General features: G+C 71.4%; 5 protein-coding genes and 1 pseudogene. 1 reads left to right on the top strand and 5 read right to left on the bottom strand.

What is annotated here, in order from left to right:
* Nucleotides 1-9: 9 nt before the first annotated feature.
* Nucleotides 10-543, top strand: coding sequence for a hypothetical protein (locus BLT28_RS04540; protein WP_052407542.1), 534 nt, complete (start codon nucleotides 10-12; stop codon nucleotides 541-543).
* A 105-nt stretch (nucleotides 544-648) separates the two neighbouring features.
* On the opposite strand, the gene BLT28_RS04535 is transcribed toward BLT28_RS04540, so the two are convergent.
* From BLT28_RS04535 to BLT28_RS04515, 5 genes and pseudogenes are all read right to left on the bottom strand, one after another.
* Nucleotides 649-1,533 (bottom strand): LysR family transcriptional regulator, encoded by an 885-nt coding sequence (locus BLT28_RS04535; RefSeq protein ID WP_030430707.1) that lies wholly within the window; start codon nucleotides 1,531-1,533, stop codon nucleotides 649-651.
* A 7-nt stretch (nucleotides 1,534-1,540) separates the two neighbouring features.
* Nucleotides 1,541-8,092: pseudogene (locus BLT28_RS04530) on the bottom strand (SDR family NAD(P)-dependent oxidoreductase); the annotation flags it as partial.
* A gap of 85 nt (nucleotides 8,093-8,177) precedes the next feature.
* On the bottom strand, nucleotides 8,178-9,380 hold the full coding sequence (locus BLT28_RS04525) for a cytochrome P450 (protein ID WP_030430709.1): 1,203 nt from the start codon (nucleotides 9,378-9,380) through the stop codon (nucleotides 8,178-8,180).
* The gene (locus tag BLT28_RS04520; protein ID WP_407638810.1) at nucleotides 9,377-15,121 is read right to left on the bottom strand and encodes a type I polyketide synthase; all 5,745 of its coding nucleotides are present in this window, start codon (nucleotides 15,119-15,121) and stop codon (nucleotides 9,377-9,379) included. The genes BLT28_RS04525 and BLT28_RS04520 overlap by 4 nt, the downstream gene beginning before the upstream one ends.
* A 43-nt stretch (nucleotides 15,122-15,164) precedes the next feature.
* Complete coding sequence (locus BLT28_RS04515) at nucleotides 15,165-22,061, bottom strand: type I polyketide synthase (RefSeq protein WP_456318822.1); 6,897 nt, start codon at nucleotides 22,059-22,061, stop codon at nucleotides 15,165-15,167.
* Nucleotides 22,062-22,117: the final 56 nt, after the last annotated feature.

Below are 22,117 nucleotides of genomic sequence, written 5' to 3'. Positions count from 1 at the left end.
GGCGGGGACATGGGCAGGGTCAGCACCGCGCTGCTGGTGGCGTCCACACAGTCCACCAAGGTGACGAAAGGTCTTCAGGCTGTTCGCGCTCTGGCGAACACGACCGCGGTGGACGTCACGGTAGAGACGGGTCTGCTCGCCGACCTCCCCGGTCTGCTGCGGCGTCAGGTCGACCTCTTGGTGTTCGACGGACACGGCTACTTCCCGCCTCGGGTCGGCCGCTTGCCCATCACGCCCGAGGCCATTCGTGGCCCGGACAACGGTGGCCTTCGGGCTCCGGTGGTCGTGCTGGGCTGCTGCTGGGGTGGGACGCACGACTTCCGCAAGGCGGTCCGCAGGTGCTTGGACGCCCCCACGGTGTTTCTCGGCCACACCGGCGAGGCCCCGTTTGAGCACGCGGAACTGGTGTTCCCGCCCGTCATCGACATGCTCGCCGACGTCGAGCCCGCGCCGTTCGCGATCCGCGCGAGGATCGAGGCGATCCTGCGTGGGCTCGGACCGGAGGCAGCTGGGTGGACCGTCGCCGTGCTCAGGCCGAGCTGACCGCCGACAAGGAGATGGCTCTGCCTGTGCATTCGGGGTGATCTTGACGTAACGGAGCGCGACGGACCGCTTCAGCTGTGCCTCGGCCGCATCCAGCCGCTTCTCTCAGATGGTCGCGGCCACCTCCTCCAGTTTGGCCCGCAGCCAGGTGTGCGCGGGGTCGGCGTTGTACTTGGGGTGCCAGAACATCATCTCGACCACGGGGCGCTGCTGCGCGTCCAGGGACACCGCGCGCAGCCCGGCGTCGGCCCCGAACAGCTCGAACAGCCTGGTGTAGACGAGGGCGACCATCCGGCTGCCCGCGACCAGGTGGGGAGCGACGGTGAAGTGCGCGGGCACCCGGGCGCAGACGTCGTCTTCGGCCAGGCCGAGTTCCCGCAGCACGGGCGCGTGGAATCCCAGGTACGGCAGGCGGGACAGCTCTTCGATGCTGATCGGGTCGTGGACGCTGTCGTTGTCCTTGTCCGCGACCACGACGAAGTGGTCGGTGAACAGCTCGCGGTGCTGGTAGGTCAGCGCCTCCGGGGGCATCAGCGCCTGCGGGGCGATCACCAGGTCGCATTCGACGCGCCGCAGCAGTGACACCATGCTCAGCTTCGGCTGCACCAGGTTGATCCGCACGTGCGGTGCCTCGGGCACGATCGCCCGCAGCAGCGGCTTGATCAGCACCGTCGCCACGTAGTCGCTGGTGATGATGGTGAAGGTGCGCCGCAGCGCGGCCGGGTCGAACGGGGCGCGGTTGTCGAGCACCGTGCGCAGCGAGCCGAGCAGCTCGGTCACCGGCTCCAGCAGGGACGTGGCCAGCGGGGTCAGCTTCATCCCCCGGCCGTCCCTGACCAGCAGCGGGTCGTCGAAGTGCCTGCGCAGCTTGGCCAGCGACGCGCTCATGGCGGGTTGGCCCACCCCGGTCCGCTCGGCGGCGCGGGTCACGTTCGCCTCGACCAGCAGCGCCTGCAGCGGCACCAGGAGGTTCAGGTCCAGTGTGCTCATCGGCTCCTCACGACACCCGACCGAGCCAGTCGCGCACCAGCTCGCCCGCTCGTCCGGCGTTGTCCCCCTCCATGATCGTGAAGTGGTCTCCCGGCAGCTCGGCCGCCACGCCGGGGTCACCCGCCGGGTGGACGCCTTCGGCCAGCGGTCGCGCCGCGTGCACCAGGAGCGCCGGGACCGCCAGGGTGCTCAGCCGCCACCCGGTCAGGAGGTCGGTGTACCAGGCCATCGCGGACAGCCCGGTGGCGGTCATCGGCGCCATCCGGTCGGCCCTCTCGTACATCCGCCGCATCAGGGCGGTGGTGAACTCGCCCAGCAGCTCGCCGCGCGGCTCGTAGGTGTCCAGCAACACCACCGCCTCCGGTCGCCTGCCGTGGTCGGCGAGCACGGGCACCAGCTCGTGCGCGAGCAGTCCTCCGGAGGAGTGCCCGACGAGCACGAACGGTGCGTCACCCACCCGGTCCAGGATCGCCTTGGCGTGGCCGGTGAGCAGGTCGTGGCGCGTGCCGATGAGCGCCTCCCCTTCCGCGAACCCGGGAGTGCCGAGCACATCGACGATCGCGCGGCCGCGGAAGGACTCGGCGAACCGGCCGTAGGTTTCCGGCCCCGCGAGCGGTGTCAAGGGGCTGACGCAGATGACGTGCGGCCCTTGCCCCCCGGACACGAGCCGGCTGAACGACACCTCCCTTGTCCCTTGTGGACGGTTCTTCGCAATCGTGCGGAGCAGCTCGAAACCCCGGTCGACCTCTCCGGCGATGAAAGCGTCGCGGCACAGCTCGCCGATCAGATCACCCTGCGGCGCCGGAGCGTTCGGCACACCGGAACCGAGGTGCGCGGCGAGCTCCGCGGGTGTCGGGAAGTCGAACACCAATGTCGACGGCAGGCGCAGACCGGTCGCGCGGCTGAGCCGGTTCCGCAGCTCGACCGCGGTGAGGGAGTCGAAGCCCATCTGCGTGAATGGGGCCTGCTCGTCGATCGCCTCCGGACCGCTGTGCCCGAGCACGACGGCGGTGTGCGTGCGCACCAAGGACAACGGGTCGCTCGAAGCCGAAGCCACGGCAGGACGGGACGTGCGGACCAAGCCCCGCAACAGTGGCGGAGTGGGCTCGACCGCGAGGTTGATCGGAACGGCCAGCACCACTGCCTCCGGGAGGGCCGTCGCGGCGTCGAACAGCTCCGCGCCGTCGTCATCGGACAGCACGGCGACGCCGGACCGTTCGACCCGGGCCAGGTCGCGGTCGGCGAGGTCGCCGGTCATGTCGCTGGCCAGTTCCCACAGCCCCCACGCGATCGACTGCGCGGGCAGGCCCGAAGCCACGCGCTGCTGGGCGAGGGCGTCCACGACCGAGTTCGCCGCGGTGTAGTTGCCTTGCCCGGCGGCGCCGAACGTGGCCGATGCCGAGGAGAACAGCACGAACGCGGCCAAGTCCAGCTCGCGGGTCAGCTCGTGCAGGTGCTGGGCGGCGTCGACCTTGGGCCGGAACACGGTGTCGATCCGGTCCGCGTCGAGCGCGCTGATCACCCCGTCGTCCAGCACACCCGCCGAGTGCAGCACCGCGGTCAGCGGGTGAGCGGCCGGGACACCGCGCAGCAGCCTGGCGAGGTCATCGCGCGAGGAGACGTCGCAGGCCGCGATGGTGACCTCCGCGCCCAATGCGGTCAGCTCCTCACGCAGGTCTGCCGCGCCCGGCGTGTCCGCACCACGCCGGCCCACCAGGAGCAGGTGGCGGACGCCGCGCTCCTTGACCAGGTGTCGGGCCAGCACGGCGCCGATTCCGCTGAGGCCACCGGTGACGAGCACGGTGCCCTCCGGGTCCCACTGGCGCGGGACGGTGAGCACGACCTTGCCGATGTGCTTGGCCTGGCTGATGAACCGGAACGCCTCCGGCGCCCGCCGCACGTCCCACGTGGTGATCGGCGGCAAGGTCAACGCGCCGCCGGCGAACAGCTCCGCGAGTGAGCGCAGCATCTCCGCTATGCGGTCGGGACCGGCTTCCGCCAGGTCGAAGGCCCGGTACTCGACGTCGGGCACCGCCGAACGGATGTCGGTCTTGCCCATCTCGACGAACCGGCCGCCCTTCGACAGCAACCGCAGCGAAGCGTCCACGAACTCACCCGCCAACGAGTTCAGCACCACGTCGACGCCGGGGAAGCCATCGGCGAAGTCCAGGGTTCGCGAGGAAGCGATGCGTTCCTCCGGGATTCCCAACGACCTCAGCACGTGCTGCTTGGGCTCGCTCGCCGTCGCGTACACCTCGGCACCCCAGTGCCGGGCCAGCTGGATGGCCGCCGTACCCACGCCACCGGTGCCCGCGTGCACCAGGAGGGACTCACCCGGCTGGACGTCGGCCAGGTCACGCAGCGCGTAGTACGCGGTCAGGAACGCGGCTGGCACGGACGCGGCTTGAGCGAAGGACCAGTCCAAGGGCATGCGCACGAGCAACCGGTGGTCGGTGACGGCGATCGGCCCGAACCCACCGCCGTCGATCAGGCAGCCCATCACGCGGTCGCCGACTCGCAGATCGGACACCGCCGAACCCACCGCCAGCACCACACCGGCCACCTCGGCGCCGATCCCACCGGCCGCACCGGGATACATGCCGAGGGAGATGAGCACATCCCGGAAGTTGACTCCCGCCGCGCGGACACCGATGCGCACATGACCGGGTTCCAGGGGGTGCCGCACGTGCGGGCTGGGCGCGAGCCTCAGCTCGTCCAGGCTGCCGGTCTCGCCGTAGGTCAGCTGCCACGGGCCGTCCTCCACCGGCTGGAGGGCCGCCTGGTGACGGGCGAGCCGGGGCACGCGCAGGACGCCTTCGCGCACGGCGATCTGCGGCTCGTCGGAATCGAGCACAGTGGACAGTTGTGCGGGTGTCAACGCGCCGTCGGTGTCCACCAACATGAAACGGCCGGGGTGTTCGGACTGCGCGGCTCGGACGAGTCCCCACACCGCCGCCGCGTCCGCGTCCACCGTGTGGTGCCGCTCGACCGCTACCGCGTTCTCGGTGACGACGACGAGCCTGCCGGGCCCGTCACTGGCCAACCAGCGCTTGACCAGGTCCAGGGCTCGCGCCGCCGCCTGCCTTGCTGATTCCGCCGAGACGTAGACGACCTCGTCCCCAGAGGAGTCCTCTGTGGACTCCACTGCGAGTTCCGGCCACTCCAGGCGGAACAGGGAGTCCGCGCGCGGTGCGGACTTCACGTCGGTGAAGGCACGCACGGACATCGACGCGGCGGAGAGCACCGGATTTCCCGCGGAGTCGAAAGCGGTCACCGCCATCGCATCGGTCCCCACCGGCGTGAGGACGACCCTCAGGGTCCGCGCCCCGGTCCGGTGCAGCGTCACGTCGTTCCACGAGAAGGGCAGCGTGAAACCGGCGATCGGTGACAGGGCGATCGCATGGCAGGCAGCGTCCAGCAAGGCCGGGTGCACCCCGAACTCACCGGGCTCGCCGGGCAGCTCCACCTCGGCGTAGATGGTCTCGCCGGAGCGCCACGCGGCGCGCAGACCGCGGAACAACGGACCGTACTCGTAGCCGTTGTCCGTCAAGTTTTCATAGAACCCTTGCAGGTCAACGGGTTGAGCGTGGGAAGGCAACCACTGGACCGACGGTGGGACGGGTGGCTCGTTGGACAGCATCGCGCTGGCGTGCCGGACCCACCCCTCCGGGCCTCGCGCGTACACGCCGAGCGCTCGCCGCCCGGTCTCGTCCGGCGCGGCCAGCTCGACCTGGAGCCGGACCTCACCGGTTTCGGGGATCAGGATCGGTTGCTCCAGCACGAGTTCGTCCACTCGACGGCAGCCGATCTCATCGCCGGCTCGGATCGCCATCTCCAGCACGGCGGTCCCCGGGAGCAGGGCCGTACCCCGCACCGCGTGTTCGGCCAGCCAGGGATGCGTCCGGCGCGACACCGTGCCGGCGAACACCACACCGTCCCCGGACGCCAACTCCAGCGGCGCCCCGAGCAACGGGTGCGCCTGCCCGGAGGAGCGGCCAGGTGCAGGCATCAGCCAGTGCCGCTGTCGCTGGAACGCGTAGGTGGGCAGGTCGACGAGGCGTGCGCCCGTCAGCGCCGGGTTCCAGTCGACTGCGACGCCGCGAGTGTGCAAGGAAGCGAGCGAACGCAGCATCCGGTCAAGCCCGCCGTCCTCGCGGCGCAACGTCTCCACGACCACGTCGGCGTCCATGACCTGGGCGAGCACTGGGTGCGGGCTGACCTCGACGAACGTGGAGATCCCGGCGGCGGTCACCGTGTGGACGGCGTCGGCGAACAGCACGGGCCGACGCAGATTCCGGTACCAGTAGTCAGCGCCCAGCACGACGGTGTCGATGCGCTCACCGGTCACCGTGGAGTAGAACGGCACCTCACCGCTCTGTGCGCGCAGACCGGACAGCCGTGCCGCCAGCTCCTCCCGCACGGCCTCGACGAACGGGCTGTGCGAGGCATAACGCACGGGAATCCGCTTGGCCCGCGGATGCTCACGCAACACAGCCTCCAGCGCCGCGTCGTCACCGGCGACGACGGTGGCCGAGGGGCTGTTGACCACAGCGACGCTCACCCCGGGCGTGGTGATCCGCTCAGGCGGCGCGGGCACCGACACCAAGCCGCCCCGGCCAACGAGAAGCTCCGTGATCACCTTGCTGCGCAGGCACACCACGCGTGCACCATCCACAAGGGACAGTGCCCCGGAAATGACGGCGGCAGCGATCTCGCCCTGGGAGTGGCCGATCACGGCGGCTGGGCGCACACCGAAGGACATCCACAGCCGGGCCAGCGACACCATCACCGCGAACAACGCGGGCTGCACGACATCGTCGCGTTCCAGCGCCAGCGAGTCGCCCAGCACTTCCCGCAGGGACCAGCCGACGTGTGGCGCGAACGCCCTCTCGCACTCGGCCATGGACTCGGCGAACACTGGAGAGCCGGCCCACAGCTGCTCCCCCATCCCCGCCCACTGCGACCCCTGGCCTGGGAAGACGAACGCGACCGGCTCGGCCGTGGGCAGGCTGCTCCCGCACACCACGGCCTCGTCGGGTTCGCCCGCGGCCAGCTTGTCCAGCAGGGAGACGCCGTGGGCACGGTCGCGGGCCACCACCACAGCCCGGTGGTCGAACCGCGTGCGCGCCGCCAGGGTGAGCCCGACATCGCCCGAGCCGAGCGGCTGCCGCGTCAGGTGATCGCGCAGTCGAGCGGCCTGGTCCCGCACTGCCTGCTCGGTGCGGCCGGACAGCACCCACGGCGCCACCGGCGGCTCGGACAGGCTCCCCGCGGCGGCCTCGTCCACCGACTCGATGATCACGTGGGCGTTGGTGCCGCTGATGCCGAACGAGGAGACCCCGGCACGACGGGGACGACCCGTCTCGGGCCACGGACGCCGCTCGGTCAGCAGCCGCACCTCGCCCGCGGACCAGTCCACGTGCCGCGACGGCCGGTCGACGTGCAGGGTCGCCGGCAGTTCCCGGTGCCGCAGCGCCTGGACGATCTTGAGCACTCCGACCAAGCCGGACGCCGCCTGGGTGTGCCCGAAGTTCGACTTGGCCGAGCCCAGCCACAACGGCTCCGAGCGGTCGTGGCCGTACGTGGCGAGCAGGGCCTCGGCCTCGATCGGATCGCCCAGCGTGGTCCCGGTCCCGTGCGCCTCGACAGCGTCCACGTCGGACGGGCGCAGTCCCGCGGCGGCCAGGGCTTGGCGGATCACCCGCTCCTGCGAGGGCCCGTTGGGCGCGGCCAGGCCGTTGGAAGCGCCGTCGGAGTTCAGCGCCGAGCCTCGGATCACCGCGAGCACGGGGTGACCGAGGCGCCGGGCGTCGGAGAGCCGTTCCAGCAGCACCACTGCAGCGCCCTCGCCCCACCCGGTGCCGTCGGCGGAGTCGGCGAACGCCTTGCACCGGCCGTCCGGCGACAACCCGCGCTGACGGCTGAACTCCACGATCACCCGGGGGGTGGCCAGCGCGGTCACTCCCCCGGCCACCGCGAGCGCGCACTCGTCCTGCCACAGCGCGGTGCAGGCCAGGTGCAGCGCGACCAGCGAGGACGAGCACGCGGTGTCCACCGTGACCGCCGGGCCTTCGAGGCCGAAGGTGTAGGCCACGCGCCCGGACACCACGCTGGAGGACGTCGAGGTGATCAGATAGCCCTCGGACTCGGCCAGGTTGTCCGCGAGCAGGGCGCCGTAGTCCGCGGCGCCGGAGCCGACGAACACCCCGGTCCTGCTGCCGCGCAAGGAGGACGGCACGATCCCCGCCCGCTCGAAGACCTCCCAGGTGCCCTCCAGCATCATGCGCTGCTGCGGGTCCATGGAGTTGGCTTCGCGCGGCGAGATCCCGAAGTGCGCCGCGTCGAAGTCAGCGAGCCCGTCGAGGAAGTAGCCCTCGCGGACGTAGCTCTTGCCCTTGGCTTCCGGATCGGGGTCGTAGAGGTCGTCGACGTCCCAGCCGCGATCGGTGGGGAACCCCGAACGCAGGTCGTCGCCCCGTGACACCCGCTCCCACAGGTCCTCGGGTGAGCCCACACCGCCGGGCAGCCGGCAGCTCATCGCCACGATCGCGATCGGCTCGCGCCTGCCCCGCGCCAGCTCGCGGGTCAGCCGCTCGTTCTCCTTGACCGACGCCCGCAGCGCCTCGACCAGTCGCTCGTTCATCTCAACCCCGTCCCTCGGTCCAGGTGACCGGCAGCGACTCCACGCCGCGCACCAGCTGACCGGTGCGCCAGGGAACGTCCGGCGCGGGCACGGCGAGCCGCAGCGCGGGGAACCGGTGCAGCAGCGCGCTGAGCGCGGAGGTCAGCTCCAGCCGGGCCAGCTGCGCGCCGATGCAGTAGTGCGTGCCGAACCCGAACGCGATGTGCGGGTTCACCTCGCGGTCGAAGTCGACCTCGTCCGGGTGCTCGAACACCGAGGCGTCACGGTTGGCCGAGGTCGGTTGCAGCACAACGGCATCACCCTCGCGGATCAGCACTCCACCCAGTTCGAGGTCGGCGGTCGCGATCCGGGTGAACAGGCCGGTCGCCGCGATCGGCAGGGCGCGCAGCATCTCCTCGGTCGCCGCGGGCAGGATCTCCGGCTCGTCGACCAGGCGTTGCCACAGGTGCCGGTTGGCGAGCAGGTGGAACACGAAGTTCCCCAGCGAGTTCGCGGTCGTCTCGTAGCCGGCCACCAGCAGCGTGATGCCGAAGGAGATCAGCTCGCTCTCGCTGAGCCGGTCGCCCTCGTCGCGGGCCGCGATCAGGTGGCTCAGCAGGTCCTCTGCCGGCTCGGCGCGGCGCCGCGAGATCAGCTCGACGAAGTAGTTCCACACCGAGGTCCTGGCCTGCTTCACCACGGTGATGTCCGTGCTGTCCATGGCGACCAGGTGGGTGACCCACGCTCGGATCCGCTCGGTGTCGGCGTACGGCACGCCCAGCAGCTCGCAGATCACCTGGGTCGGCATGGGCCAGCACAGCGAGCGTGCCAGGTCGGCGGTGCTCCCACCGGTCTCCATCTCGTCCAGCAACGTCGCCACGATGGCGTCGACCTTGGGGCGCATGCGTTCCATCTGCCGCGCGTTGAACGCCTTCGCCGCCAGCCGGCGCAGCCGGGAGTGCTCTGGTGGGTCGGCGGAGAGCACCGACATCGGCTCCTCCAGCTCCGGTCGGCTGCGCGGCACGTCCTTGCCGACGGCGGCCGCGCGGCTGAGCCGGAGGTCGCTCAGGCCCGCCTTGACGTCGTCGTAGCGGGTGACCAGCCAGGCGGTGCCGTTGCCGTAAGGCATCCGCACGCGGGTGACCGGCTCGTTGTCCCGCAGCCACGCGTAGGTGGGGTCCATCTCCAGCCGCTGGGCCGGGCTGAACGGGTACGCCTGGGTCATGACAGCTCCAAGGGGGATGTGCGCAGTGCCCGCTCGACCAGGCTGTCCACGTCCAGCAGGTCGACGTCGTCCTCGGGTGCGGAGGTCTCGGGCGCGGGGGACTCGGGGAACAGGTCGGCGAGCATCTTGTCGACCAGCGCCGCCGGTGTGGGGAAGTTGAAGACGGCGGTGGCCGACAGCCGCAACCCGGTCGCGGCGTTGAGCCGGTTGCGCAGCTCGACGCCGCTGAGCGAGTCGAACCCGAGGTCGCGGAACGGGCGATCGGCCGCCACCTGCTCGGGCGAGTCGTGACCGAGCACCTTCGCCGCGTGCGTGCGCACCAGGTCGACGAGCGCGGCGACGCGGTCGGCCGCAGGCACCGACGACAGCCAGTCCGTCGAGGTCTGCACGACGCGACGCCGAGTCCTGGCGCGGACCAGGGACCGCCACAGGTGCGGCGGATCTTCTTGCAGTGCTTGCTGATCCACCTCCAACGGCAGCAGCAGCGGTTCGTCCCGTCGCAACGCCGCGTCGAACAGTGCCAGCGCCCGTGGCGCGGGCATCGGTCGAATTCCCCGCCGCGTCAAGCGATCCGCGCTTCCCTCGGTCATGGTGCTCAGGTCCGACCACAGGCCCCACGCCAGGGACAGCGCGGGCAGCCCGTGGGATCGACGGCAAGCCGCGAAGGCGTCCAGGTACGCGTTGGCCGCGGCGTAGCTGCCCTGCCCCGCGTTGCCGAGCACACCGGCTGCCGAGGAGAACAGCACGAACGCCGCGAGGTCCGCGTCACGGGTCAGCTCGTGCAGGTTTCGCGCCCCCTCCACCTTGGGCCGCCACACGGCGTCGAGCCGTTCCGGGGTGAGTGAGTCGACCAGGCCGTCATCGAGCACACCCGCCGCGTGGATCACCGCGGTCAGCGGGCGCTCGACGGCGACGACGACCTCCGCGAGGGCGTCCCGGTCAGCGACGTCACAGGCCGCGACGGTGACCGTGGCGCCCTGGGCGGTCAGGTCGGCTTCCAGCTCGGGAGTGACGCCCCGGCGGCTGACGAGCAGCAGGTGCCGCACACCGTGCTCGGCCACCAGGTGCCGCGCCACCAGGCCGCCGACCGTGCCGCCGGCACCGGTCACCAGAACCGTGCCCTCCGGGTTCCACGGTGCGGGAACGGTGAGCACGACCTTGCCGATGTGCTTGGCCTGGCTGACGAAGCGGAACGCCGCCCCGGCCCTGCGGACGTCCCAAGTGGACACTGGAAGCGGAGTCAGCACACCGCGTTCGAACAACGGCAGCAGCTCGCCGAACATCCGCTGGATGCCGTCCGTGCCCGCGTCGACGAGCAGGTCGAAGGCCCGGTAGCTGACGCCTTCCGGCGCGCGCGGGTCTGTCTTGCCCAGCTCCACGAACCGCCCGCCGGGAGCCAGCATCCGCAAGGAAGCGTCGATGGCTTCGCCGGTGAGCGAGTTCAGCACCACGTCGACGCGCGGGAACTCCCGCTCGAAGTCCAGGGTGCGCGAGGACTGGACGTGTTCGGCGGCTACGGCGTGCCACTTGGCGGGGCTGGCAGTCGCGAAGATCTCCGCCCCGAGGTGGCGGGCCAGCTGCACCGCCGCCATGCCGACCCCACCCGCGGCCGCGTGGACGAGCACCCGCTCCCCCGGCTTCACGGCCGCGATCTCGACGAGCGCGTAGTAGGCAGTGAGGAACGCGGCGGGCACCGAAGCCGCCTGCGCGAACGACCAGCCGACCGGGATGCGCGCGACCGCGCGCTGGTCGGCGACCGCGAACGGGCCACCGTAGGCACCGCCCATCATGCCCATCACGCGGTCGCCGGGCGCGAACCCGGTCACGTCGGAGCCGACCTCCACCACGACACCGGCGGCCTCACCGCCGACGCGCTGGTCGGAGCCCACCACCCCCAGGGCCACGAGGACATCACGGAAGTTGACCCCGGTCGCGCGGACGGAGACGCGAATCTCGCCGGCCGCCAACGGCTTCAGCGCCTCCGGTGCAGGGATGAGCGGTAGTTCGTCCAAGGTGTCCCCGCCGAAGAGATCCACGCCCCACGCGGGTTCCGGCGGCAGCTCCACACCTGCCCCGCGCGCGAGCCTCGGCACCAGCACTTCGCCGCCGCGCAAGGCCACGCGCGGCTCACCGGTGGCGAGAGCCCCTGGGAGTGCCGAGGCCGAACTGTCGTCGACGTCGGCGAGGACGAAGCGTCCGGGGTGCTCGGCCTGCGCGGACGCGACGAGCCCCCAGATCGCGGCCGCCTCGGGATCGGGCGTCGCATCGGCGACCGCGCCCGAGGTGATCACGACCAGCTCGTCCTCCGCGGACTGGATGGCGTGCAGGGCTTCGCGCACCGAGCCCGGGCTGACCGTGGCGATCTCAGAACCCGGTTCCCCGGGCGTTGCCGTGACCCACTCGACGTGCAGCAGGTCTTCCGCCTGCCGGCCGAGGGACACCGGGCGGGACGCGAGCCGGTCCACGGTGGCCACCGGTGCACCGTCCTCGTCGGCCAGCAGCAGGCTGAGGTCTCCGGAGTCTCCGATGGTGATGCGCACCCGGATCGTGCTGGCGTTGACGGCGTGGATCGACACGCCCTCCCACACGAACGGCAACCGGCTCTCACCAGCATCGGCGAGGACCGCGTGGATCGCGGAGTCGAGAAGGCCGGGGTGCAGCAGGTGCGGACCGTCCTGCTCGGGCAGCGCGACCTCGGCCCACCGCACGTCGCCCTGGCGCCAGGCCGCACGCAGGCCCTGGAAAGCCGGGCCGTACCGCAGTCCCCTGTCCGCCAAGGACGAGTAGAAGCCGGTCAGGTCCATCGGCGTGGCGGCCGGGGGCCAGGCGCGCAGGTCCTCGGTCGCGGCGACCTCCTCGACGAGGGTCCCGCTCGCGTGCAAGGCCCACGTTCCCCCGTCATGGCGCGAATGCACCGTCACGGCGTTGTCCGGGTCCACGGTGATCTGGAGTTCGACCGCGCCCTGCGCGGGGATGACCAGCGGGCTGTGCAGGGTCAGGTCGTCGACCCGGGGAACGCCCAGCTCGTCACCGGCCCGCACGACCAGCTCGACGAAGGCGACGCCCGGCAGCAGGATCTGGTCCTGCACCTCGTGGTCGGCCAACCATGGCTGTGCGGCAAGGGAAAGCTCGGTGGTGAACAGCACGCCGCCGGTGGCCAGCTCGGTGCTGCGAAGCCTGTCCTGCGCGGAGTCCAGCCAGAAGCGCTCTCGTTGGAAGGCGTACGTCGGCAGGGCGACCGTCGGCAGCTGCTCACCGAAGGCTGAGCTCCAGTCCACGTCGACGCCGTGCGTGTGCGCCTCGCCGATCGAGCGCAGCACTCGGCGCAGACCGCCGTCACCGCGCCGCAGCGTGCCGAGCACCACGGCGTCCGGGGCCAGGTCCTGAATGCCGCCCGTCAGCACGGGATGGCCGCTGATCTCGATGAACGTCCCGAAACCCTGGTCAACCAGCGCTCGCACCGCCGTGTCCAGGCGCACGGTCTGGCGCAGGTTCTCGTACCAGTACTCGGCGTTCAGCCCTGCACCCGGTTCGATGCGACCGGTCACCGTGGACATCAGCGGCACTGACCCGGCCCGCGGTGCGATCCCGGCGAGAGCGTCGACCAGTTCGTCACGGATGGCCTCGACCTGCGGGGAGTGCGAGGCGTAGTCGACATCGATGCGGCGCACCACGTCGGGCAGGCGATCGACCAGCTCGTCCAAGGCGGCGTTGTCACCGGAGACCACGCAGGACGAGGGGCCGTTGACCGCGGCGATGTTGCACAGCGGGCGCGCCTGTTCCACCGGCAGCGCGACCGAGAGCATCCCACCCTTGCCCGCCAGTGCGGTGGCGATCAGCTTGCTCCGCAAGCACACGACGCGCGCACCGTCCTCCAGGGACAGCGAGCCCGCGACAACGGCCGCGGCGATCTCGCCCTGGGAATGGCCCACGACGGCGGCGGGCTCCACACCGAAGGAGCGCCAGACCTCGGCCAGCGAGACCATCACCGCCCACAACACCGGCTGCACCACGTCGACCCGGTCGAACTCACCGGAGGCGATGACTTCCAGCAACGACCAGTCCACAAAGGACCGCAGCGCCTCGTCGCACTCGGCCATCCGTGCTGCGAACACCTCCGACGAGTCCAGCAGCTCGCGGCCCATGCCGAGCCATTGCGTGCCTTGCCCGGGAAAGACGAAGGCCACCTGACCGTGCTGCGCGGCGACACCGAAGTCCGCGTCCGAGGCGAGGGCGCGCAGCCCGTCCGTCAGCTCGGCGATGTCCGCTCCGACCACCACGGCGCGGTGGGACAAGGAGGACCGGGTGGTCGCGAGGGCGGCACCGACCGCAACGGGGTCGGCGGGCACGCGGCCCGAAGCCAGCGCGTCCAGCAGGCTCTTCGCCTGGGCGCGCAGACCGCGCTCCCCCTTGCCGGACACCAGCCACGGCACGCCCTTGGTCTCCCGAGGCGGAGTGCTCGCCGCGGGAGGCCCCTCTTGGAGGATCACGTGGGCGTTGGTGCCCGAGACGCCGAAGGAGGACACCGCCGCGCGGCGCGGCCGCCCCTCGACCACCCACGGCTGGGCTTCGGTGAGCAGCCGGACCGCTCCGGCCGACCAGTCCACGTGCGGCGTGGGCTCGTCCACGTGCAGGGTCCGGGGCAGTACGGCGTGCCGCATCGCCATGATCATCTTGATTACGCCCGCGACCCCGGCGGCGGCCTGGGTGTGCCCGATGTTGGACTTCAGCGATCCCAGCCACACGGGCTCGGCGCGGTCCTGGCCGTAGGTGGCCAGCAGGGCCTGCGCCTCGATGGGGTCTCCCAGTGTCGTTCCGGTGCCGTGCGCCTCCACGACGTCGACGTCCTCGGTGGACAGTCGGGCGACCGCGAGGGCCTGCCGGATCACCCGCTGCTGCGACTGGCCGTTGGGCGCGGTCAGGCCGTTGGAGGTGCCGTCCGAGTTCACCGCGCTCCCCCGCACCACCGCGAGCACCCGGTGACCGTTGAGCTCGGCGTCGGCCAGGCGCTCCACGACGAGCATCGCCACGCCCTCGGCGAACCCGGTGCCGTCCGCGGCGGCCGCGAACGCCTTGCACCGGCCGTCCGCCGCCAGGCCCTGCTGCCGCGTGAACTCGGCGAACAACGCCGGGGTGGCCATCACCGAGACACCGCCGGCGAGCGCCAAGGTGCATTCCCCGCGCTGGAGCGCCGAGACCGCGGAGTGCAGCGCGACGAGCGAGGAAGAGCACGCGGTGTCGATGGTCAACGAGGGGCCTTCGAGCCCCAGCGCGTAGGAGATCCGACCGGAGATCACGCTCGGCGCGTTGCCGACGATCAGTTCCTCCGCGTGCCCGGCGAGCGAGTCGTACGCCTGGTAGGAGGCGCCGACGAACACTCCTGTGCGGCTGCCGCGCAGTCCGGCGGGGCCGATGCCCGCGGACTCCAGTGCTTCCCAGGCGTTCTCCAGCACCAGCCGCTGTTGCGGGTCCATGGTCCGGGCCTCGCGCGGGGAGATCCCGAAGAAGTCGGCGTCGAACTCCGACGCGCCGTCGAGGAAGCCACCGCGCCCCGTCGCGGTCCAGCCGCGATCGGCGGGGAACGGGCCGATGGCGTCGCGGCCCCCGGCGACCAGGTCCCACAGGCCGTCGGCGTCGGTGACCCCGCCGGGGAAGCGGCAGGCCATGCCCACGATCGCCACCGCGTCGGCGGACTCCAGTTCGCGCACGCGGGTCCTGGCCTTGTGCAGGTCCGCGGTCACCAGCTTCAGGTACTCGCGGAGCTTGTTCTCGTCGGCCATGGCCTTACCTGCCCATTTCCTGGTGGATGAACTCGAACAGTTCCTCGTCACTGGCCGCGTCCAGCCGCGCTAGCAGGTCGTCCTCCGGTTCACCCGCGTTCCCGTACAGCTCGGACAGCAGGTGCGCGGCGAGCGCGGACGGCGTCGGGTACTCGAACACCAGGGTCACCGGCAACGTCAGCCCCGTGGCCGCGCCGAGCCGGTTGCGCAGCTCCACCGCCAACAGGGAGTCGAAACCCATGTCGGCGAAGGCGAACTCGGGATCGACGTCCGCGGCGGACGCGTGCTTGAGCACCGCGGCCACATCGCCGCGGACCTGGGCGAGCATGAGCCCGTCGCGGTCACCGGCCGCGGCCAGGCGCTGGAGGAGGTCGCTGGCGGGCGCCGCCTCGGAGGCACCGAGGACTTCGCTGAGCAGCGCCCTGGTGCCCACCGCTCCGGGGCCGGCGAGGAACCGGTCCCAGTCGATGTCGAATACCGCGATCGTGGTGTCGTCCCGGTTCAGCGCGTGCCCCAACGCCTTGAGCGCCGTCTCCGGGTTGAACGGGACCAAGCCGAGCCGGTCCAGCCGCTCCTCACCGACCACGTGCGTCGCCATGCCGTCACCGGCCCACGGTCCCCACGCGATCGACAGCGCGTGCTCACCGCGCGCCCGGCGCTCCTCGGCGATCGCGTCCAGCATCGCGTTGGCGGCGGCGTAGTTGCCGAGCCCGATGCCGCCGACCGTGCCGGACACCGACGAGAACAGCACGAACGCGTCCAGATCCGCATCCCGCGTCAGCCGGTCGAGCACTTGTGCGCCACGTACCTTGGCGTGGAACGCGGTGTCGAACCGTTGCGGGGTGAGCGAGTCCAGCACGCCGTCGTCCAGCGCCGCCGCGAGGTGGAAGATCGAGGTCGGCGGGTGGTCGGCCAGCACATCGGCCATCACCGCCTCGTCGGCGACGTCGCAGCCGATGACGGTGATCTTGTCGCTGTCCGCGCGCAACCGCGCGGCCTCTGGCGTGTCCGGACCGCTCCGGTTGATCACCACGACCTGGTCCGCGCTCTCGGCCGCCCAGCGCGCCACATGCGCGCCGAGCCCGCCGGTTCCGCCCGTGACCAGGACGGTTCCGCTGGGCCTGTAGGACCGCGCAGGCGCTGTGGGTGCAGCGCGGACCAGGCGCCGCCCGAAGGCACCGTCCGGCCGCAGTGCCACCTGGTTCTCCTCGGTTCCGACGAGCAGTGCGCGCAGTGCCCGCGGGTCCGGCGTCTCCGGCAGCTCGATCAGACCACCCCACCGGTCCGGGGACTCCATCGCGATCACTCGGCCCAGGCCCCACACCCCGGCGTGCTCCACACCGCCCCTGGTGCCGCACCACAAGCGCGCGGACCGGACCTCCTGAGCCACCACGGCCGCCTGCACCGGTCCGTCCACAAGGGACAGAACACCTTCGTGTGGCGGCGCTGTGGCCAGGCGGGCGGCGAACTCGTCGCGGTCCACCGGAGCGTCGAGCACGACGGTGTCCTCACCGAGCGCCCTCGCGACGGTCCACACCCACTCGTCGCCGCTGTCACCGACCACGAGCCAGCGCCCGAGGTTTCGCGGCGCGGGCGCGTCCAGCGGGGCCCAGTCGACGCGGTACCGCCAGTCATCCACTGTGGACTCCCCGGTGTCCACCCAGAAGCGCTGGCGTTGGAAGGGGTAGGTCGGCAGATCGACGATCCCGGCTCCGGCGAACACCGGCTCCCAGTCCACCTCGACCCCGTGCACGTGCGCCGTCGCCAGCGCGCGGTGGAAGCCGGTGAGCCCGCCGTCGTCGCGCCGGAGCGTTCCGGTCGCGGTCACCGGGATGCCCTGGGCCGTCTCCTCGACCCCGAATGTCAACACCGGATGCGGGCTGACCTCGACGAACACGCTGTGGTCGGCATCAAGCAACAGCTGGGTCGCGGTGGAGAACCGCACCGTGCGCCGCAGGTTCGTGTACCAGTACTCGGCGTCCAGCTCGGCGGTGTCGATCCAATCGCCGGTCACGGTCGAGACGAACGGGATGGTGCCCGAACGCGGGTGGATCGGCGCGAGGTCGGCCAGCAGCCGCTCGCGCAGGACCTCAACGTGGTCGGAGTGCGAGGCGTAGTCCACGTCGATCCGACGCCCGCGCACCCCGCTCGCCAGCAGCTCGTCCAAGGCGTCGACGTCGCCGGAGACCACGCACGAGGCGGGACCGTTCACCGCCGCGATCGCCACGCGCTCGGTGGGCACCAGCTCCGGCGGCAGCGACACCGCCGCCATACCGCCCTTGCCCGCCAACACCTCGGCGATCGCCTTGCTGCGCAAGCACACCACGCGCGCCGCATCCTCCAGCGACAGCGCACCCGCCACATGAGCTGCGGCGATCTCGCCCTGCGAATGACCCACCACCGCGGCCGGGACGACGCCGTGTTCGCGCCACAGCTCGGTCAGTGACACCATCACCGCGAACAACACCGGCTGCACCACGTCAACCCGGTCGAACTCACCGGACTCCACCACATCCAGCAAATCCCAGTCCACAAAGGACTCAAAGGCCGCCGCGCACTCCCGCATCTTCTCCGCGAACACCTCCGACGAAGACAGGAGCTCCCGGGCCATGCCGGACCACTGCGAACCCTGACCAGGGAAGACGAACACGGCCTCGCGGGACTCGGTGGCCACGCCGCGAACGTCGTCTTCGCCGAAGACCACCGCGCGGTGCTCGAACGTCGCCCGCGTGCTGATCAGCGACCGGCCCACGTCCCACGGGTTCGCGTCCACCTCCCGCAGCGAGGCGATCTGCGCACGCAGAGCCTCAGGACTGCGCGCAGAGACCACCCATGGCGCCACACCTTCCTTCGCGGACGTGGTCGGCAGTGCCGGCGGCACCGCCTCCAGGACCACGTGCACGTTGGTGCCGGAGACGCCGAAAGAGGACACGCCCGCGCGACGAGGGCGACCGGTCTCGGGCCATTCGACCGGCTCGGTCAGCAACGACACGGCACCCGCCGACCAGTCCACAAAGGACGACGGCTCGTCGACGTGCAGGGTCGGCGGCAGCACGCCGTGCCGCAGCGCCATCACCATCTTGATCACACCGCCGACACCGGCCGCGGCCGCCGCGTGCCCGATGTTCGACTTCAGCGACCCCAGGTACACCGGCTGTGGCCGGTTCTGGCCGTACGTGGCCAGGATCGCCTGCGCCTCGATCGGGTCGCCCAGGGTCGTGCCGGTGCCGTGGGCCTCGACCACGTCCACGTCGGACGGGCGGAGTCCCGCGTTGGCGAGGGCCTGGCGGATCACCCGCTGCTGCGCTGGACCGCTCGGCGCGGCGAGCCCGTTCGAAGCGCCGTCCTGGTTGCTGGCCGTTCCCTTCAGCACGGCCAGCACCTGGTGGCCGTTGCGCTGGGCATCGGAAAGCCGCTCCAGCACAACGAGTCCGACGCCCTCGGCCCACCCCGTGCCGTCCGCGCTGTCGGAGAACGCCTTGCACCGGCCGTCCGGAGCGAGGCCGTTCTGCTTCGCGAACTCCTCGTAGGCGAAGGCGGTGGACATCACGGCCACGCCACCGGCCAGGGCCAGCGAGCACTCACCGGACCGCACGGAGCTCGCCGCGAGGTGCAGCGCCACCAGCGAGGACGAGCACGCGGTGTCCACGGTGATCGCCGGGCCTTCCAGCCCGAGCGTGTAGGCGACGCGACCCGACAGCACGCTCGCCGTCCGCCCCGTGAGCACGAAGCCGCCGAGGTCGGCGTTCTTCCCGCTTGCCGACAACAGGTAGTCCTGCTGCGAGGCACCGACGAACACGCCGGTCGGAGTTCGCTTGAGCGACCGGGGGTTGATGCGGGCGCGCTCCAGGGCCTGCCACGCGGTCTCCAGGACGAGCCGCTGCTGAGGGTCCATCGCCAGGGCCTCACGCGGCGAGATCCCGAAGAACGCGGCATCGAACTCGCCCGCGTCGTACAGGAAACCGCCTTCGGAGGTGGGGCAGGTCCCGCGCAACGCGTCCAGGTCCCAGCCGCGGTCGGCCGGGAATCCCGACACCGCGTCCACCCCGCCGAGCACCAGGTCCCACAGCTGCTCGGGCGAGTCGGCGCCGCCGGGGTACCGGCAGGCCATGCCGACGATCACGACGGGGTCGTCCTCGGACACCGCGGCCTGGACCACGGTGTCCGGCGCGGCTCCGGACAGGTAGTCCGCGAGGTCGGCTGACGTCGGGTGGTCGAAGGCCACGGTGGCGGGCAGGTTCAGCCCGGTCGCGGTGCTCAACGCCTTGCGCAGCCGCACTGCCGTGACGGAGTCCATGCCGAGGTCCACGAACGGCGTCTCGGGGGTGATCGCCGCGCCGGACGGGTACCCGAGCACGGCGGCCACGTGGTTGCGCACGAGATCCCGCATCGAGCCGGCCGGGAGCCCGGCGTGGTTCTCCGTCTCCTGCTTCGCCCAGAAACGCCTGCGCTGGAAGGGATAGGTCGGCAGGTCCACCAGGCGCGCCCCGGGGTAGCACGGCGCCCAGTCGACCGGCACTCCGGCTACGTGCGCCTCGGCCAGGGCGATCTGGAACTGGTCGAACCCGCCCTGCTCCCGGCGCAACGTGCCGAGGGTGGTGATACCGCGGCCGAGCGCGTCAGCGGTCTGCTCGACGCCGAACAACGACACGGGGTGCGGGCTGACTTCCACGAAGACGTTGTGCCCGTCTGCGAGCAGCTCCCGGATCGCGGCCTCGAAGTGCACTGGCTGCCGCAGGTTCGTGTACCAGTACTCCGCGCCCAACTCGTCCGCGCCAACCCAGTCGCCGGTGACGGTCGAGCGCATTGCGATGCCGGGCTCGGCGGCGCGCACGGGTGCAAGCGCATCGAGCAACCGGTCGCGCAAGACTTCGACGTGCTCGGAGTGGGAGGCGTAGTCGACCTCGATCCTGCGCGCTTGTTCGGTGTTGGCGACCAGGTCCTCGATCGCGGCGCGGTCACCGGAGACCACCGTGGCGAACGGCCCGTTGACGGCGGCGATCTGCACGCCGGGCCAGCGCACGTGCTCAGCGGGAAGCGCGACAGCGGCCATACCGCCCTTGCCCGCCAGCACCTCGGCGATCGCCTTGCTGCGCAAACACACCACGCGCGCCGCATCCTCCAACGACAGCGCACCCGCCACATGAGCGGCAGCGATCTCGCCCTGCGAATGACCGACCACGGCCGCGGGTTCGACACCGCAAGACCGCCACAGTTCGACCAGCGACACCATCACCGCGAACAACACAGGCTGCACCACGTCAACCCGGTCGAACTCACCGGACTCCACGACGTCCAGCAAATCCCAGTCCACAAAGGACTCAAAGGCCGCCGCGCACTCCCGCATCTTCTCCGCGAACACCGGCGTTGACATGAGTTCCCGGGCCATGCCGGGCCACTGCGAGCCCTGACCCGGAAAGACGAACACGGGCTTCACCGCGGCCGAGGCGGTCCCCACGACGGCTTTGGGAGAGGGTTCGCCAGCGGCCAGCGCTCGCAGGCCGGCCGGACCGAACACGACAGCGCGCTGGGCGAAAGCCGTTCTGGTCGTGGCGAGCGAGAGACCGATATCGGCGGAGTTGCCAGTGACGGACGCCAGCCGCGCTGCCTGTGCGCGCAACGCGGAGGCCGTCTGAGCCGAAAGCACCCACGGCACGACTCGGTCCGACACCGGAGAAGCCGGAGGCGACGGCACGGACTCCAGGATCACGTGCGCGTTGGTGCCGGAGATACCGAAGGAGGAGACACCCGCGCGGCGCGGACGGTCGAGCTCCGGCCAGGGAGTGGGCCCGGTGACCAGGCGCACCGCGCCGAGGCTCCAGTCCACGTGCGAGGACGGTTCGGTGACGTGCAGCGTCGGCGGCAGCACGCCGTGCCGCATGGCCATGATCATTTTGATCACACCGCCGACCCCGGCCGCCGCCTGGGTGTGCCCGATGTTGGACTTCAGCGACCCGAGGTGGAGCGGCTGCTCCCGGTCCTGGCCGTAGGTGGCGAGGATCGCGTGCGCCTCGATCGGGTCACCCAGCGTCGTGCCGGTGCCGTGCGCCTCCACAGCGTCCACATCGGATGGTCGAAGGCCCGCGTTGGCCAAGGCCGCGCCGATCACCTTCTGCTGGGCGGAGCCGTTGGGCGCGGTCAGCCCGTTGGACTCGCCGTCGGAGTTCACCGCCGTGCCGCGCACCACCGCCAGCACACGGTGACCGTTGCGCTGAGCGTCGGACAGCCGTTCCAGCACGAGCAGGCCGATGCCCTCGGAGAAACCGGTGCCGTCGGCGCTGTCGGAGAACGCCTTGCAACGGCCGTCCGGTGCCAAGCCGCCCATCCGGGTCATCTCCACGAAGGTCGCCGGGGTGGACATCACGGTCACTCCCCCGGCCAGCGCCAACGAGCACTCCTGCGCACGCAGCGACTGAGTGGCCAGGTGCAGGGCCACCAGCGAGGACGAGCACGCGGTGTCCACGGTGAGCGTCGGGCCTTCGAAACCCAGCTCGTAGGCGATGCGCCCGGACATCACGCTGGAGGAGTTCCCCGTGCCGGACAACGCGTTCGGGTCCTCTTCCAGGACCGACAGGTAGTCCTGGTGCATGCCGCCCAGGAACACACCGGTGCCGCTGCCGCGCAACGCGCTGGGGTCCAGGCCCGCGTGCTCCAACGCCTCCCACGAGACCTCCAAGGCCAGGCGCTGCTGCGGATCCATGGCCAGTGCCTCGTTCGGCGAGATGCCGAAGAACTCCGCGTCGAACCGGTCCGCGTCGTGGAGGAACCCGCCCCGGCCGGTGGCGGCCCACCCGCGCTCGGCCGGGAACGGCCCGATCGCGTCGCGTCCCTGCGCGACCAGCTCCCACAACCCGTCCGCGTCGGCCACGCCACCGGGGAAGCGGCAGGCGATGCCGACCACGGCGACCGGCTCGCTGCCCCGCGCGCGGGCCTGCCGGAGCTCGGCGGTGACTTCCT

The organism is Allokutzneria albata, assembly GCF_900103775.1.
GTDB classification, from domain to species: Bacteria; Actinomycetota; Actinomycetes; order Mycobacteriales; family Pseudonocardiaceae; genus Allokutzneria; species Allokutzneria albata.
This window is presented reverse-complemented; position numbering and strand designations above follow the sequence as displayed.